The organism is Chryseobacterium artocarpi, from assembly GCF_001684975.1.
GTDB classification, from domain to species: domain Bacteria; phylum Bacteroidota; class Bacteroidia; order Flavobacteriales; family Weeksellaceae; genus Chryseobacterium; species Chryseobacterium artocarpi.
The window spans coordinates 765,157-782,241 of the sequence record NZ_MAYH01000012.1; the positions used below are offsets into that span (position 1 = coordinate 765,157).

Sequence of the window (17,085 nt, forward strand, 5' to 3'; positions counted from 1 at the left end):
AAAATATGAAAAGCTTTTTGACACTTTACTGTATAGCCATTATTACTATTCTCTTTTCCTGTACGAACAGTGATGATAATCCCCCTGTTTTCCCCGAAGGAAGTACAGAAAATGTGAATGTCTGGGTTCAGGACAGTATGAGAAGATATTATTACTGGGCAGAGCAGATGCCTGCAAAACCGGATTATCATCTTCCTATAAAAGATTTTTTTAAAAGCTTGCTGGCTCCTCAGGATCGTTTTTCCTTTATTGTAAATACCGAAGATACTTCCAGCTATCCGAGATCTATCCGTAATATGTATGGTTTTGATTATACCGTTATTCAGCAGGCAAATGGAAACGTTTTGGCTGTCATTAAACTGGTTCTTAAAAATTCACCGGCATTCAATGCGGGATTAGAACGGGGAATGATTATTAGCAAGATCAACGGTAAAAATATAACGGTTGCTAATGCAGAAACTCTTACCTCTTCAATGAAAGACCTTACAGTGCTGGATCTTACCGTAGGAACCTGGAAAAATGAAGCAGTAACTGATGAAAAAGATATAAAAGTCTATTATGGCTTATCCTTTGAACAACCTCTTTTGTCCAAAGTATTTGAAAAAAATGGTAAAAAAATAGGTTATCTGTATGTCTATGATTTTCCGGATGGGATGACTTCTGTTTTCAGTCAGAAATTTGCAGAATTTAAAGCTGCTGGTGTACAGGAACTTATTTTGGACCTTCGTTATAACTATGGCGGATCTGTCTCTGCTGCTGCTGCACTTTGCTCACTGATTCCATCAGGGATTTCTGAAAGTTCTCCCTTTATTGTATTCAAAGGAAATAAAAACGGGGGACAGGTAAAACGAACATTTGCCCAACAGGTTGCCTATGATCCCAAGGCTATTGGTTTTAATGCTTTACGATCCAATGCTTTAGGATTAAATAAAGTTTATATTCTTACATCAAATAGTACTGCTTCAGCAGCAGAAATCGTAATTAATAACTTAAAATCTTATGTACAGGTTATCCAGATCGGAAGTACTACCTTAGGAAAAGATATGGCAGGATTTTCCATAGAAGATAAACGTAAACCCAGAAAAATCTCATGGCAGATTCATCCGGTAATTTATAAAGTTTTTAATGCCGATGGTGCCGGGGAATACAGCAACGGAATTTCACCACAGATTGCAGTCAATGAATATGCTGAACTCCCATTGTTTCCATTCGGGGATCCTAATGAAACATTGATCTCATCCGTTCTCAATGGAGGTTACTTAAAATCAGCAGATCATGAAAAACTGAACAGAGAAGTGAAAATTCTGTATCAGAGTGACTTGAATTTTATTCAAGGACAGAAATAATCATTCATTTAAGTTTCTTTAAAAAAATAAAACAATGCAAGGAATAGAACCAAAGGTGCACACAAGTCTGACGAGCCGTATGGAATACTTTCGCGTAGTATTACAAGAAGCTGTGGATGAAACTGATTCTCAGACTTCTGATATTTTAGTGAAAATTTCAGAACTTGATGAGCTATACAAAGATTATTTGCTCAACAAAAGAAATCTGGAAAAGAGTATTAGAAACTACCGTGAATATCATGATGATTTGCGAAAAAAACTGACCACAAGACTTAGAGAGCTTAGGAAAAAGCCAAAGAGAAATAATGGAAATACCTGATTTTAATTATGAAATTCATACTTTTATAACATCAAGTTGAAAGGTTAAAAGTATATGAATAGTAATGAAACTGAACTTTCCGGTTATTTAGATCTGTTTTGGCAGTTTTCATGGTCACAATGGATTATTTTCAGTCTGGTCATTAATATTATTTTATACTTATTTTCAATTGGATTATACCTTTTTATTGATAAAACCTGCCGAAAAAGTCCATTACAGGAGAAAGACCATCCCTTAACAAAATCTGATTTTTATATAAGTCTTCTTACAGTTGCCTGTAACAGTCTTGTTATGCTGATCGGTGTTTTTTTATGGAAAAATGGGTGGATCGAAGTAAACAATAGCCTTTCGCCAGGCGTTATTATATTGGAAGTTGTTGCACTATTATTTTTAATGGATCTTTTGATGTATTTCTTTCATTATGCAGCTCATTTACCTTTTGTATACAAATTGTTGCATGGAAAGCATCATGAACACGTAAGCACTAATTACCTCAGTCTTTTTGTATTACATCCTTTTGAAACGATCGGTTTTGGAGTAATGATGCTGATTTTATTGATGTGCTATGACTTTTCCGTGGTCTCTATTTCGATTTATTTGTTGATCAATCTTATCTGGGGAACTATCGGACATTTGAACAGAGAGTTTTTTCCGGCACAGTTTGATCGTTTCTTTATTGGAACTACAAGATTCCATAATCACCATCATAGAGATGAAACAAAGAATTTCGGGTTCTATACTTCTATCTGGGATAGACTGTTTGGAACTTATAAATAGGAGGGAAGCTAGCTCTGGAAGTCTTTAATGTATAATTACTCCTTTTATATTTTTAAATATAATGGTAATTTATCTTTAATGCTAACGAGATCACAAAGGCATTAACAAAAAAATTCACAATAAGAACGCAAATGCATTTCACTCAGCAAGATAAACTCCTTCTCATTTGCTGAACGAAGTGCCGTAGCGATCGGAAAAAAACATTTTATTCTTTTTCTTTCCGAACTTCGCGTTTAAGAAAAGCATAAGTGTTTTTATGAAATTTTTCTATTCAGCTCTTTTGCTTCATCCCAACATGCTACACAAAGTATTTTATAATCACAACTGGTAAACCATTCCTCCTCATCTTTCTCCGTTTCAATCTGCTGCTCTGCATCATGACACAGATCACAAAACGCATCAGGTCGTCCGAGATCTCCCGGATCAAATTCATGAAAGCCCACAGGCATCCGATCCAATAAACTATGGGCAAGATGAGTACACAGAAGACCTATTTCCTGTTTTCCGTGTAAAGAACATTCAGTATATTTTTTTGGCATTTTTAAATGAAAATTTAAGTGTATTCAAAGCAGATTACCGCCTTTTTAATTGAATCATCATGGAATAAAAAAATCTGATCAGCCGCATTTTGCTGAAAATCATACCCTTCAATACAAGCAATGTAATCCAATAACTTCTCGTTCAGATAAGGTTTGTTGATAAGATTTTCTCCACCAAAATGACTGTCTTCAAGACTATTTTTCTCAGTATTAAGTTCCTCAAATATTCCATACAATTTATTCTCAGCCCTTTCAATCATGTAATCTGAATGTTCATCATTTTCAAGGTCTTCAACGGTTAATTGACGAAGCCTTTCAAGCCTTCGAATATCATCCACGGTAAGTCCGGGTCTGTAAGAGTATTTGTCATACAGTTTACCATGTTTGTTGTAATAAGCTTTTTTGAGTTCGTACATGGCTTCATTCATATTATATTCAATGTCGAGATCAGAAAATTCTTCACCGTATTGATCTGGTGTAATTTCAGTAGAGGTTTGGAAGTAATTCCAATCTGCATCGAATTTATATTTGCCATCAATGATATCAAACCCAAGCATATCAGCTTTAGTAAACTGAGTATGAGATTCTTCACGTCCTTCTCCCACACAGCCATCATAAATTTCCTTTACAGAAACAATATGAAGCCATTCATTTTTTGACGGGTCAATAAGTTGGAGATTAAAAGAACAAATTGGGAGAAAGTATTTTTTGTGATTCTCCAGATCGTCATAGAATACATCTTCATAAGCTGGAAAAATTTTGATCAGTTCACTCATGGAATCGAAATTAATTTTTAAAATGATTTAGTGTTACAACATTTTGCTGTTCTTCAAAAATACAAATTAATTAAAGGAAAATCCAAGAGTTTATGCAAGTCTGAGGAGAAGAGAGAGTTTATTGTATGATAAAAAATAAACCATTAAGATTGTTTTAGAAAGTAAGAAAAATCAAGATAAGCACCCTTCTTACAGTGAAGCTACTCTTAACTTTCCTTAAAGCCTTATTAAATCTTAATGGTTTTTAAAAAATATTATTTTGTAGCTTTTACAGCCTCTTGAATTCTGTCTTCAATCAATCTCCAGTCATACAAATGGAAAACTCTGCCATTACTCATTGCCACAAACACACCTTTAGGGAATTTTGGTCCCAAATTAACGTTTGTCACTTCTGAACCATCGCTTTCAATTGTTGAAACCGGTATTTCTGCAATTCTGCCTTTTGCCGGATCTTCCCTTAAATAAATATTAAACGTATCATTCTGCTGATTGGAAACCAAAATATATCCCGTATTTTCAGAAGTAGGATAAATAGAAATTCCTTCCACATCAGATTTGAAATCACCTTGCCCGAAAACCAGAAGCTCTTCATTTCCTTTTGCCGGATCTGCATAATATTGGTGTACTCCAAACTGTTCATCCGAATAATAAATATATCCTTTTTCATCGTCTACAGCAATACTTTCAATCTCTTTTAAGCCACTGTATTTTCCGAATTTACGAACAACTTCTCCTGTAATGCTTCCGTTTTTTTCCGAAAGCTTATATTGCCAAAGATAGCGGTCTTTAGGTCCGGATTTTCTTCCTGCAATAACAAAAAGATCTCCTGTTTGCGGATTTTTATACATCGAAATTCCCATCGGACCACGTTCAGTTTCTCCTTCGAATACAGAAATTTCTCCAACTTCTTTCAGCTCTGGAAGTGAATAAAATTTTACCTTGTTGGTTTCACGTTCTGTAACCGCAGCAATATCTGTTTTTTTTCCGTTTAAAGAAAAACCATACTCAATATCTACATTATTAGGACGTTTAAGTCCCAAAACTTTGTGTATAATTTTACCATTGAGATCAAATGCATACAATCCACCATCAGTATCTTTGTCTGTCCCGATGATAATACTTTTGGAAGCATCTGCAGGATTAATCCATATTGCCGGATCATCGGTATCATGAACAACGGTTTCGGTAATAACGGTTGGTTTTAATTTCTGTCCTATTTGTTTCTGCCCTGTACAGCTGATCACTAAAGGAAAAACTGTAAGTGCTGTGATATAATATGTTATCTTTTTCATGTTAAAAATCGAATTTTACCCCTAAGGTAAATCTTGGTCTGTAATACTCTGCCTGTGCAGTTCTGTTTTGAATTCCCTGATAATATCTTAACGGCTGATTCGTCAGATTATTGGCTTCTGCGAAGATTCTAAGCTGTTTTGTAATTTTATAAGAAGCATTCGCATCCAGAAAGAATTGTTTATCGTAATAACGGTCGTCAAAGGATTTTCCACCCAATTCATCGATATAATGCGAGGCGTAATTCATCGAAACTCTTGCTGAAAAACGTTTGTTTTCCCAAGAAAGCGATCCGTTGAACATATGAGGAGCAGCTCCCGGGAAACCAACATCTGTTCTCTCGATACCTTCTTCATTGGTGATTCCCTTGGCTTTAGAATGTGTATAAGTATAGTTTACATAAACTCCAAGTCCCTTCCAGAAAGCTCCCGGAATGAAATCCAATTGCCTTTGCAAAGCGACTTCAAATCCATAAATATCTACATTGTCACCATTACGCTGTTGCATAAATTTCCAGTTGCTTTCACCCGCCGGAATAGGGTTGGATTGCCCTGTAAAATCATTGGCAAAGTCATTGGCGGTATAGTTTCTTCTTGAGAAAGTATAAATAAAGTCTTTTAAGTTTTTATAAAAAATACCTCCTGAAAGAATACCTACAGATTTAAAGTACTTTTCAGCCATAAAATCGAAATTATAAGCATAAGTAGCTTTCAAATTCGGGTTTCCTGCTGAAATAACCTCGTCTTCAGAAATTACATTAAGATAAGGAACCAGTGAATAGTAATTCGGACGGGCAAGAGCGGTAGTAAATGCTGCACGAAGTACCAGATCCTGAACCGGAACATACTTGAAAGATACATTCGGAAGTACGTTTGTGTAAGTATTGGTATTGTTGATTTTTCCAACAAGGTCACTTTCATTCAAAACATAATTTCCTGTATAATCGATGGTGGTAGATTCAATTCTTGCTCCCACAATCATGGAAAGTTTATCATTGAAATCCTGATCCCAACGGATATATCCCGCATAAATCTGCTCTTTTGCACTATAATTATTGGAAAGGAATTTCGATGGCTTCAGTTTTCCTTTAAATAAACCTGAATTAAATAAATCAAGACCTCCTAAATATGCAGGATCTACAAATGCTCCCGGAACATAGTTTCCTGCCTGAAAATTTTTCCCGTCGAGATTTACTGTAGGAACAGAAAGCAGGCTTCCCATATTATTTACAGGCTCAAAAGCATAAAAATCATTATCTCTTTCCTTTTCTTTTAAACGCATACGGAAACCTGTACGAAGTCTTCCTTTTTGGTCTTCAATCACAGAGAAAGGAAAACGTACATTTACTTTGGCTCCAAATTCTTTTTCCTGTGTAAAACTGTTGGCATCCGAAAGGTCACTTAGTTTATAGCTTCCTAAATTATCCGTTGCAAGAAGATTGATTATTGGTTTTCTCGGGTCGCTAAGGTCCGGAGAGAAAGTCATTTTACTGTTTTCAAACTCTATATAACGTTGATGAGGTTTATCTTCGCTGGCGATGGCATAATTCATAGACCAGTCAAGATCCACTTTAGAACCCAATAAATGTTCACCTCTTAAAGCATAATTCTGAACCTTTTGTTTTTCAAGTCGGGTATTATCGTTATCAGCATCTCCGCCTTTGTTTTGCCTTGTGATACTGCCTTTCCAGCCGGTGATTTCGGATTCATCAGTATTATAAACCGGTTTTATTTTATATCCCAGCGCAAAACGATTTTCTTTGTCATTCCTGAAGTTGTACATGGCTGAAGCATAGATTTTATTTCTGGAATTGAATTCATAATCCATATTCAAATCAAAACTATGCCTGATACGATGCTCGTTATAATGACGCACACCCATTTTACTTATATAAACGGTTTTTGCCGCATCATTAGCCTGGCTCCATACAGGTTCTATATTGTCTGAACCAAAATTATTATTGTTATAAGAAAAACTGAATACAGCACCTAATTTTTTATCTAAAAAACGGTTCCCATAGACAAACCCGGCAGTATAGTTTCCTTTTTCACGGATAGGATTATAACCTCCGGCAAGTGTTGCAGAAATTCTCTGTCCGTTAGGAGAAGCCCTTGTAATAAGGTTTACAGAACCTCCGATAGCATCTGCATCCATATCTGGAGTTAAGGTTTTATTCACTTCAATGGTTGAAATCATGTCGGAAGGAATAAGATCCATCTGAACATTCCGGTTATCACCCTCAGCAGACGGAATTCTGTCACCATTCAGAGTTACGGAATTCAAGTTGGGAGCAAGTCCTCTGATGATAAGATTTCTGGCTTCACCCTGATCGTTTTGTATGGTAATTCCCGGAACTCTTTTCAAGGCGTCTCCGATATTCGCATCTGGAAAACGTCCTATTTGGTCTGAAGAAATGACATTGGTAATATTAGAATTGTTTTTCTGCTTGTTCAAAGCTCTTGCCTGATTTTTTAAAGTAGCTCCAGACACTACAACTTCTGCAATGGATGTTTCTTTTTTATCAAAAATAATATTTTGCCTTGTATTCTTTTCAGGTTCTACGATGACGTTGTATTCGTGCGTTCCGTAGCCAAGATAATCGATTTTCATGGTGTAGTTTCCGGGAGGAACATTCAGGAAAACAAAATTTCCATGATCATCGGAAGTTGTATAAATATTTCCAGGGCTTAAGGAGATTTTGGCTCCTGGCAGGGCTATTCTGGCGTCGTCATTAATGTTTCCGGAGAGAGTACCGGTTTGTGCATAGAAAAATAGAGAGGCACAAAATAAAACAGATGTAAAAATTTTCTTCACTTTCTTTTAATTAGATTAAAATCTTAACGAAATTAAACGATTGTTTGGAAAAAGGTTTGAAGTGAAAATTAACATTGTTTTAAGATTTGTTAATACAGGAGTGAGGTCATTACCTACTTATTTAAATTTCAGAACCCAGATTTTTTGCTGTAATATTTCCTTCAATCAATAAGGTTAATTCATCACATTTTATAACTTTTTCATCTTCAATGGTAAACTCTGCCAATACTTTATGGCGAACAATACTGCCATCTTTTAAAACTGATTTTGCAATATGTTTAGTGAAAATTATATTTCCGTTTTCAGCATAGCTGAGGATTTCTATATTTTGTTTAGCTACCTTTTCTTTGAGCTTTTTTATATGTAAAATAAATTCTGCATAATTTAATGGTGTGTGATCTACCAATTGAATGTATTCTTTTGAGAAGTATTTTTCTATCAATGACTGGTCAAATACAGGATTCTCTAATACATCACGGAAAAGTTGGTGGATAAAATGTTTCATATGTTTGTTATTATAAGGACAAAATTACATTCACATTTTAGGTAGAAACGATAACATTTGTAAACAGTTTTCTGAGAAAATATTTATTGTAAAAGCCTTATAGGTTTATGTCTGTTGTAAAAAATCTCTACATGTGTACATCCAAATCAATAGGTATGAGCTTTAGCCCATTCAAATAAAAAAACAAAATCAATAGGCTTTAGCCAAAACCTAGAATTATAAGCAAATAGTAAAGCTGCATTTCAATTATTTTCCCAAATTGCATCAAGAAAACAACCAACATTAATAGTAATCAGCATATGAGCCAGTTTCCGGAAATTTTATCAGACGAAAAATGCAAAAGAAAAACATCCAGACTTTAGAAATGCTTTGTTTAGTCTTGAAAGTAAACACGTCAGTCCTGAAAATGTTGACACTCTAATTAAAATTTATACAACAACAAAGCAAATTGACTATCGGAATAAGATTTAAAAGCTTCTGTATGATCAAAAAGATCCTAAACTTCATTCATTTTTTGAACTTGCTTTTAAAAAAGAAAGGTATCTGGATATGAAAGTGTATGCATTACGTGGACTCATTCAGTTTTCAGATGAAAAGAGTATTGAGAAACTGATCAGCACGTTTAAAATTACCTTGGCGAAACGTGAGCAGACAACACCTTATAACTATCAGGAATATGAGCTGTTAAAAAGGAAAAATGCACTTCCGTTCTTGGTTGAAAAATATAATTATCCTTCAATTAAAGAGTTATTACAACAGGTTAATGAGCAATATGACAGGATGCCGGCTGCTTTTAAAGGACACTTTACAATAGATGAAGCTGGGAATTTTGTTCATTTGAGAACACCTGTTGAAAGTTCAAAAATGATCAGGGCTTTTTTTGATGAAAATAAAATATAGAGAAAGTTTCTCCCAATAAAAAACCGCATTGAAATAAATTCAATGCGGCATAATCAGTCTGTTTTTATAAAGTGCAAATCCTAGTCATTGTCTACTCGGATCCATTTACCGTTTTCTATACCTTCATAGAAATGATCGTTATGGTAAATAATAGCTCCCTGAATATGTGGTTTATTGCTTGGTAGGGTAAGAGTTTCAGGTAAAGCAGCGGTATTTCGGATCATAAATACCTCATTATTTTCTTTTACTACAATTCCCGTTCCTGAAATAAGTCTGGTTACTCCTGCATCCGTTGGTGGGTTAGATACTATGGAAGGCGTAAGCTCTGTTAAACGTCTTGCTCCTGTAGAAGCTGTACAGCCTCTCAGTACATTATCCATTAGCATCATGACACCCGGAGTAGGGCAGTCAGGGTTTACATTCACTGAGATTTCTTTATTGCTGATTTCAGCCGGACAAGATTTTCCAGTGGCAAACAGAATGTTTTTCAGACGATACACAAATGTTCCGATCTGGTCTTTTGGATGAAGAATAATAGCTTCACCATTAGCTGCGGAAGTAATGTTTTGATCAGGACCTCCATTCACACTGTAAGTGAAAATATAGGTTTGAGCAAGAGAACCTTTAAATTTTACCTGTACATCTCCTGAAGGCTGCTTTACAACACTTGTTGCTGAAGATGTACTGCTGTCTACCGGTAGTGCAACCGAAGAAATTGTAAAATTCTCTGTTATATTACATCCATCCTGACTATAAGTAACACTTACTTTGTAATCTCCTGGTTGTGTAAATGTAACTATGGGACTTGTGCTCATTACTCCTGCGTTTGGAGCATTTAGTTTTGTCCATGTATAAGTTGCATTAGGATCGGTTCCGTATAGCGTTGAAGCATCATAAGTTTTTGGGAATTCCGAAGCACATAGTACTTTGTTTCCTCCGAAACCTGCTGCCTGAACGTCTGTAGGAACTATAGCAAGATTAACGGTATTTCCCAAATCCTGACTGTTTCCAAAAGCATTTACCGGACGTGAGAAATTCATATCCCTGATAGACGCATAGAACATTGTGTAAGTAGCCGTAGGATCAAGACTGATATTATTCTGCCCAGCTGTTGATTTGATGACGGAAATCCTGTTACATGGAGTTCCTGTCATAAATAAATTCTCAGTGACTGTCTGGCTGTTTTCTATCTGATAAGATCCAGGATTAAAATACAAGGTTTTGTATTTTCCTGAAGAGCTCAATGTACTTACACTATTGGTAGTGGTGCTACCAAGGAAAGTCATTTTGTTGAAATTCCAGACCTTTGTTCCAGTGTTTACAATTCCGTCTTTCCAAACTGTAAGGTCTCCAAAATTGAAACCAGTTGGAGTATTGGTCGTAAAATATCCCATATCTGCTTTTGCTGCATCAGCATTTACAGTTAGCTGATTATTACCAGAAGAGATAAGGAAATAAGGACTGTAAAAATTATAATAAGGAAGGGATGGCATATAATAATTTGGAGTTCCCACGCTATTAGTTCTGGTTCCTGTAATGACAGATTGCCCAAGATCTACAACCGGATTATTATTGATGGATTGATTCCAGCTGAAATTCACCAACGTCATAGGATGGTTATTGGTCTTAAATCCTGCTGCATTAAGAAAATTAATATCACCCTGATATGGACTTTTCAGTTCGAAATAATCCTGAGAATTAATATTCAGGTGTATAAAGGCACCTTTTGTATCAATATATCGTGTTCTTCCTGTAGAAGTTCCGGGAAACATAACGATATTACGAGTCAATCCAAAGCTAGACATTGGAACCACTACTTTTACATCACTTTGTAAGGTAAGATTTCCATAAACACTAAGATAATAAGGATTCCCTCCATCTGTGGTAAAATCAAGAACCGGTTGATTGGGGGCATTATTGAAGGTGATATTATTAGCTTTTGAAAGATAAGTTCCTCTGATCTGTATTTTATTCAAAATGGATGTAAACCCTGAATTCTGATCAAAGAATACATTGTCAATTGCAGTTGGAATATCACACGCAGACACCGGAGTGCCGCCTGAAGTTAATGACCAGTGTTGAGGGTCTCTCCATAATCCCTGTCCTCCGATCCAGTAAAGATTTCTTGATACAGAAGGAATCACATCCTGAAAATTAATCCCGCTATTTCCTCCAAGGTCTGTACTTGATGTAGCAGTATATGTTTGTCCACCAGAAGAAGAGATGGATTTTATCTGTACTTTATCTATTACATAATTGGATGGATTGGAGCTGTAATTAGGAAGGATTAAAGTTCGCGGCTGAGCGGGTGATGAAGCTAAAGTAATACGATCTAAACAGTCACCCAGAATTTTTAATGATTGGCTTACCTGTAAATTGCCTTCTAAAGAAACATTATTATTCTTTTCAATAGTCAGATTATTGACTGACATTGATGTTTTTAGAAGAATGGAAGGATTTACCTTATCAAGTCTTGAAGCTATTGCTGAGTGGATGATAAAATTATTAATGACTCCGCCAGGAAAATTAAAAGAAATAATATAATCTGTATTAGTTGTCGTATTGGTGTATTCTATTTTTTCAAAATAATGGTTTTGATTACTGAATGCAATATCAGCCTCAGAGCCTCCACTGGATTTGAATAATTTGATCACACTGTTGGTCGTGTTTACAACGGGTTGTTTGGTATTGATGGAAAAGCTGTTGTTCACTGTAAGATCAGCGTTATCCATTATCAGTTTTGCACCGTTTAAATTAAAATTGCTGATATTCATTAGGGTACCACTAATATCCAAAATGTTACCTGCAATATCCGTTTGGGAAATGTTTGAGCTACTGCTAAGATCATACTGTGATGTTCCTCTGTTCATTTTCCATTGAGCATCACCTGAAAAGGTTAAAGAAGTTGAAGCACCATTGGGAGTTACATTTTTTAAAGTACCTGTAGGTTTATTGATATTAACAAACGTAAAGCCGCTGAAGTATCCGGCATCATAATATCCGGCATGTAGCACCATATTTCCGTTAACATTCATTTTGTAGTAATTGTTATTTCCTGCAAAATAAGATCTTGCTCCGGGAGTTAATCCACTGAATGTAATATCATTTACAGAAACATCATTAGTCATCTGTATAGCTGTAATTCCAGTGGTAGAAAATCCTGAATACTGATCAAAGAAAACATTATCATTGATGGTAGGAAGACCACAGTTTGCTGTTGTTCTAGCGCTTGAAGGGTCCAGAGACCAATGACTGAGGTCGTTCCAGCTACCATATCCTCCTTTCCAGTAAAAGTTTTTAGAAGTAGTGGCTAAGAAATTAATTCCGGAATTATTTCCATTGTCAATAGAATTTTTCGCATTGATGGGTTTAGCACCTGCTACCGGAGTGATATAGCTTACATTAATTCCAGAAATATTCATTCTGTTCAGCTCTGTAAATCCATTACCGTTAATATTGTTCCCTAAGATCAGGTTATTTCCACCCTGACCTGTTAAATTAAGAATCAAATCACAATCTGTACGATTGAATAGCCAACTGTCAGTTATAGTCAGCTTTGCTGTAACATCAGACATTGTAATATTAGAGGATGCATTAATGACTGCATTTTTTGTCTTATTGATTCCAAAAAATCTGATATCCCCACTATTCACTTGAAAAGTCTCGGTATTCAAATACTGTATAGATCCAATAGCAGTTCCTTCCTTATAGGTTTTACCAAAAAAATGATTCGTATTTCCAGAGCTATAATAACGCCCGTTGTAATTTTGGAAGTATGCAGTGGTATTAGGTGCAGTAATGGTCTGTTTTGTTAAAATATTTAAGACAGTCTGGCTTAGCAAAGCATTATCTATATTAACACTGTTACCTCCCAGCCAAAGCTCACCGGCTTTTATTTTTCTTCCATCTGCATATAGGTTACTCGTCAAAGCATTGTTATCAAAATTGAAAACACCGCCCACTTCTACATCATAAGGAGTCCCTGAATTAGATGGCATGAGATAAAAGTTATCATTACCATAAATAGTCAATTGATAGACTTTCTGACCTTCAAAACTCATATAACGATTGACTGCCGGATCTCCTGCATTATATTTAATAAAATTAACTGATGCAGGAAGAGACATCTCTTTCTGTAGATAAAGATTACCATACAAAGTGGTGTTGATATTCAAAACAGGGTTGGCTGGAGCATTATTCCAGGTCATATTTCTTATTGTAGCAACTGTTCCGCCATTATTAATAATGTTATTCCCTGAGGTAAAACCTGAATTTTCATTAAAGATTACATCATCATACATGATAGGAATACAGTTGGCAGAAGTTCCTCCTGATGTGAACGACCAATGTGCCGGATCATTCCAGTTACCACCACCGCCTATCCAGTAATATGTTTTTGCCGTGATCCCAGGGTAGGTGATATTGCCGGTATTAGTTCCTCCATCTATACCTGCTGTTATAGAAGCTCCTCCTGTAAGTCTTACAGAAGCTAAATTATAACCATTAAAAGAAGCTTTCCCGTTTCCATTAATAGATGCCGGGAGAATCAGGTTCAGTGGTAATGTAGGTTCTACAGCTGCAAATTTTGGAATGATTCCGTTACATGAATTATTGGCAATAAGGGTTTGGTTCACCTGAAAATAAGGATTGGAAGTAGTCTGTCGGAAGCTGTATTGTCCACCATTCAGAGTAAGATTATTAATATCAAACTGTGTTGTTCGAAATATATTATTTCCCTTTCCCAGAGTCACGTTTTTTACTTCAAATCGGGTTCCCTGTAGATCAGCACTTCCATCACCCAGAACCATGTCATTACCTTTAAATAAATTAGCATTAATGGTACAGGCATATAAATTAACTTTATTGAAGTTAAACTGAGTTCCGATAAAGCTACCGCCTGCAGTACCTACTCCTGCTACTTCATCCACCGTCAGAAGATTTCCTCCTGATATTTGAGAATAGCCAGAAGCAGTTAAGACTATTTTTTTGATATTCTGTGTAGTCTGTATGTTCAGAACAGGAAATGAAAGGGTGGCTTGGGTAAGATTAGCTGCTGAGTTTAATGTCATTGTGCTCGTGGAAGTCACCGTTGAAGATCTGAAATTTGAGGCTGCTGAAGAACTATGGGTGAATACCATAGTATTAATATTCTTATTATCAGTATCTAAAAAAGCATTCTCATTGATGTTAAAAAGGAAAAATCCATTACTGGCAAAGTTTTTAACAAGTTTGAAGGTTCCGTTTCCATTAAGATTAAAATAAGATTGATAACTACCGCTTATATAGGATGGATCAATCATATTATCAGGAACATCAATCAGGTTGGGAGTGGGGTTAGAACTGTCTGAGAAAAGATTCATACTCAGGCTATATATTGCAGAGGCATTAGACTTCCATTTCAGATTTCCGTATACATTAAAAACACTTGCTGACGGAAAGCTTAGTTTAGTCGTAAATGAATCGTCTATAATGAAATCTTTACAAGTAGCTGATGAAGGAATAGTTAACGTACCACCACTTGCAGGAAAGCCACTTCCTGAAGTAATATAAACATTATCATAACGTGAAGGAATAATGGTAGCAGCCTGTCCGGAAGATGAGCCTATACGCCAATGGTTCAGATCACTCCAGCTGCCGGCGCCGCCTACCCAGTAATAATTATTTTGGGCAAAAATACTCTGACTGATCAGAAAGAACAGAATGAGATATAATTTAAGTTTCATGGGGTTTGAATTACAAGATTAATAATGAATTAAGCTATAAATGCTTAATTCTCAATTGAGTTGAATAGATCAAGAAATTTCTTATAAATTATTTGGTCTTCTTCAGCTGTTGTATTTCTTTTTGCAATTCTTCTATTTTTTTACCCTGATTCTGAACAGTCTGCAATAAAAGAGGAATTAATTCATTATAATTCACCGATTTATAACCGTCATTATCAGTACTGACAATATTTGGAAGTACTTTTTCAACTTCCTGGGCAATAAGCCCATATTGAAGCTGAGTGTTTCCGCCTTTCTTTTTTCCTGTTTCATTCCAGAAGTAGGAGACAGGTCTTAATTGGTTGATGATTTCATTGGAAGATTTTATTTCCGTGATATTTTGCTTTAGCCGCTCATCAGAATTATAATCTATAGCGCTCGCTTTCACAGTTCCAGCTACATCTAATTTTGCAGTTGCAGATGGGGTAGTACCGATCCCAACACTTCCAGTTCCGGAGAAAACAAGATTTTTACCATTAAGATCTACATTTCTTGATGCCAAAGGAGTAGTGATAGAGCCATCGGCAGTATAAAGATTTGAATTTACCCCTACACTTTCCCAATTATTTCCATTCCAGAAATAATATCCGGGTTGAGTAATTTTGGCAACCTTTGAAGTGGGAGCAGCTGGAGTAGCAGTAGCATAGATCATCAAGGATTCTGTTCCAGGTTGGATGTTGGCTGTCATTGTCTGGATCTGATCTCCTGTAAGGCGTGGAATCATTAAACCTTCAGCCTGTCTCGTTCCGTCTGTTTTGGCTGTAATGTCTAGAGTAGCTTTCGGATCAGGTGTATTGATCCCGATTCTGCCTGCTTGAGCGTAGAAAAATGAACTGATAGATGTGCTTCCGATTAGGCATAGCCTGAACACTGCAGAATGAGTATTCTGCAAGAAAGTAGAGTTTTGCATAGTTTCTTTAATTGCTTTTTAAATGAATATATTTAATTTCCTTAGTGTGAAGAGGTGAGTATACTTTTTACAATGGTTTTCGATGTCTCAATTAATTCATTGGATCTGTAAAGTTGGCTGGTTAATATTGAACTTTCAAAAAGAAGATAGATATGATCTGATAAGGTCTCATCTTTGATCTCCTCCTTAAAAAAATCCCGAAGTTTGTTTTTGTGATAGCGGAGAACATCATGAATTTCTATCTGATCCGCAGGTATTTCAGATAAAATATTCAGGAAGCTGCAGCCCCGGAAATCCTCTTTCTCGTTCATGTAAATAAGAAAATCAAATGATTTTAATATTTTTTCCTCAAGGATTTGGACTCCTGATATAAATTTTTCCAGTTCAGATACCCAATATTCATATCTTCTGTTGAGAAACTCAATGCATAAATCATCTTTTGACCTGAAATGTTGATAAAAACTAGCCTTTGATACATTAGCATCTTCAATAATCTGATTGATACCGGTACGGTTATAACCCTGTCTGTGAAACAAAAGCAGGGAAGTGCTTAATATTCTTTCGCGAGGTCGTGGCATAGGTTTATGTTTTTCACAAATGTAAATAAAATATGAACAGACTGGTACGTTTGTTAAAAAAATCTTAAAAAATATTTTTTATGCTTTAATAAAATAAAAAAATGACAGTGAATTTCACTGTCATTTAACATCAAACCAAAATTATTTCATGATGATTATTTAGATTGTATTCTAAGACATCATTTATAACTCGAAAAAGAGCTTTTATGGATATGTCCAAAATGTCCATTCAGTTCCATTGAAAGTACATAATGCATCATTTATTGGATCATATACCATTAACCCCGCGGAAGGGTTAACAATATTTTTATAAGGGTCCGTCACTTGTGGTAAAACCATAAGTTTTGTTGTAGACTCCAAAACTAAAGCACCATCCACAGTGCTGCTTTTGGCTCCCATAACTGTTTTTTTTGTAGAATCGTCAGTTCCTCCTGGCTGTGCAACAGCATTTGTAATAGCAGCAGTATTACTAAGATCTAACCAAATACCGTTTTGTTTGAACTTTAGTTTTTTATCATTGGTATCAAAAATAAAAGTTCCATCCACGGCAGTACTTAAAACACCAGATG

At 35.6% G+C, this 17,085-nt stretch carries 13 protein-coding genes; 4 read left to right on the top strand and 9 right to left on the bottom strand.

The features are described from left to right. The first annotated feature begins 5 nt into the window (after positions 1 to 5). From BBI01_RS07890 to BBI01_RS07900, 3 genes are read left to right on the top strand one after another with little or no spacing between them, the layout of a single operon-like run. Positions 6 to 1,346 carry a S41 family peptidase gene (locus BBI01_RS07890; protein ID WP_083190040.1) on the top strand — a complete coding sequence of 447 codons (1,341 nt, stop codon included), beginning with the start codon at positions 6 to 8 and terminating at the stop codon, positions 1,344 to 1,346. Positions 1,347 to 1,380: 34 nt separating this feature from the next. Continuing rightward, complete coding sequence (locus BBI01_RS07895) at positions 1,381 to 1,665, top strand: hypothetical protein (protein ID WP_065394112.1); 285 nt, start codon at positions 1,381 to 1,383, stop codon at positions 1,663 to 1,665. 54 nt (positions 1,666 to 1,719) lie between these two features. Next, entirely contained in the window at positions 1,720 to 2,442 is a 723-nt protein-coding gene (locus tag BBI01_RS07900) for a sterol desaturase family protein (protein WP_065394113.1), read from the top strand. A 254-nt stretch (positions 2,443 to 2,696) separates the two neighbouring features. On the opposite strand, the gene BBI01_RS07905 is transcribed toward BBI01_RS07900, so the two are convergent. The 5 genes from BBI01_RS07905 to BBI01_RS07925 form a co-directional block, all read right to left on the bottom strand. After that, a complete protein-coding gene (locus BBI01_RS07905; RefSeq protein WP_065394114.1) occupies positions 2,697 to 2,981 on the bottom strand; it encodes a hypothetical protein in 285 nt (94 codons plus the stop codon). A 14-nt stretch (positions 2,982 to 2,995) separates the two neighbouring features. Then, positions 2,996 to 3,757, bottom strand: a complete 762-nt coding sequence (locus BBI01_RS07910; protein WP_065394115.1) for a hypothetical protein — start codon at positions 3,755 to 3,757, stop codon at positions 2,996 to 2,998. Between the two features lie 254 nt (positions 3,758 to 4,011). After that, positions 4,012 to 5,049, bottom strand: coding sequence for a phytase (locus BBI01_RS07915; RefSeq protein ID WP_083190041.1), 1,038 nt, complete (start codon positions 5,047 to 5,049; stop codon positions 4,012 to 4,014). Between the two features lies 1 nt (position 5,050). After that, on the bottom strand, positions 5,051 to 7,861 hold the full coding sequence (locus BBI01_RS07920; protein WP_065394116.1) for a TonB-dependent receptor: 2,811 nt from the start codon (positions 7,859 to 7,861) through the stop codon (positions 5,051 to 5,053). A 121-nt stretch (positions 7,862 to 7,982) separates the two neighbouring features. Next, a complete protein-coding gene (locus BBI01_RS07925) occupies positions 7,983 to 8,366 on the bottom strand; it encodes a hypothetical protein (protein WP_065394117.1) in 384 nt (127 codons plus the stop codon). A 549-nt stretch (positions 8,367 to 8,915) separates the two neighbouring features. On the opposite strand from BBI01_RS07925, the gene BBI01_RS23055 reads away from it, so the two are divergent. After that, positions 8,916 to 9,266 carry a hypothetical protein gene (locus tag BBI01_RS23055; RefSeq protein ID WP_228393953.1) on the top strand — a complete coding sequence of 117 codons (351 nt, stop codon included), beginning with the start codon at positions 8,916 to 8,918 and terminating at the stop codon, positions 9,264 to 9,266. An 80-nt stretch (positions 9,267 to 9,346) separates the two neighbouring features. Here the strand turns inward: BBI01_RS23055 and BBI01_RS07935 are convergent, their stop codons facing one another. From BBI01_RS07935 to BBI01_RS22765, 4 genes are all read right to left on the bottom strand, one after another. After that, positions 9,347 to 14,989: a hypothetical protein gene (locus tag BBI01_RS07935; RefSeq protein ID WP_065394118.1), complete on the bottom strand. Its 5,643-nt coding sequence runs from the start codon at positions 14,987 to 14,989 to the stop codon at positions 9,347 to 9,349. Positions 14,990 to 15,077: 88 nt separating this feature from the next. Further along, on the bottom strand, positions 15,078 to 15,920 hold the full coding sequence (locus BBI01_RS07940; protein ID WP_165602233.1) for a tail fiber domain-containing protein: 843 nt from the start codon (positions 15,918 to 15,920) through the stop codon (positions 15,078 to 15,080). A 59-nt stretch (positions 15,921 to 15,979) separates the two neighbouring features. Next, the gene (locus tag BBI01_RS07945) at positions 15,980 to 16,516 is read right to left on the bottom strand and encodes a TetR/AcrR family transcriptional regulator (protein ID WP_065394120.1); all 537 of its coding nucleotides are present in this window, start codon (positions 16,514 to 16,516) and stop codon (positions 15,980 to 15,982) included. A 204-nt stretch (positions 16,517 to 16,720) separates the two neighbouring features. Next, on the bottom strand, positions 16,721 to 17,085 hold a 365-nt coding region (locus BBI01_RS22765), incomplete at its 5' end, for a phage tail-like protein (RefSeq protein WP_498365966.1).

Excerpts from the sequence above, each read along its gene's own strand:
- BBI01_RS07890 (WP_083190040.1), top strand. The coding sequence starts at position 6 with ATGAAAAGCTTTTTGACACTTTACTGTATAGCCATTATTACTATTCTC.
- BBI01_RS07895 (WP_065394112.1), top strand. The coding sequence starts at position 1,381 with ATGCAAGGAATAGAACCAAAGGTGCACACAAGTCTGACGAGCCGTATG.
- BBI01_RS07900 (WP_065394113.1), top strand. The coding sequence starts at position 1,720 with ATGAATAGTAATGAAACTGAACTTTCCGGTTATTTAGATCTGTTTTGG.
- BBI01_RS07905 (WP_065394114.1), bottom strand. The coding sequence starts at position 2,981 with ATGCCAAAAAAATATACTGAATGTTCTTTACACGGAAAACAGGAAATA.
- BBI01_RS07910 (WP_065394115.1), bottom strand. The coding sequence starts at position 3,757 with ATGAGTGAACTGATCAAAATTTTTCCAGCTTATGAAGATGTATTCTAT.
- BBI01_RS07915 (WP_083190041.1), bottom strand. The coding sequence starts at position 5,049 with ATGAAAAAGATAACATATTATATCACAGCACTTACAGTTTTTCCTTTA.
- BBI01_RS07925 (WP_065394117.1), bottom strand. The coding sequence starts at position 8,366 with ATGAAACATTTTATCCACCAACTTTTCCGTGATGTATTAGAGAATCCT.
- BBI01_RS23055 (WP_228393953.1), top strand. The coding sequence starts at position 8,916 with ATGAAAGTGTATGCATTACGTGGACTCATTCAGTTTTCAGATGAAAAG.
- BBI01_RS07935 (WP_065394118.1), bottom strand. The coding sequence starts at position 14,989 with ATGAAACTTAAATTATATCTCATTCTGTTCTTTCTGATCAGTCAGAGT.
- BBI01_RS07945 (WP_065394120.1), bottom strand. The coding sequence starts at position 16,516 with ATGCCACGACCTCGCGAAAGAATATTAAGCACTTCCCTGCTTTTGTTT.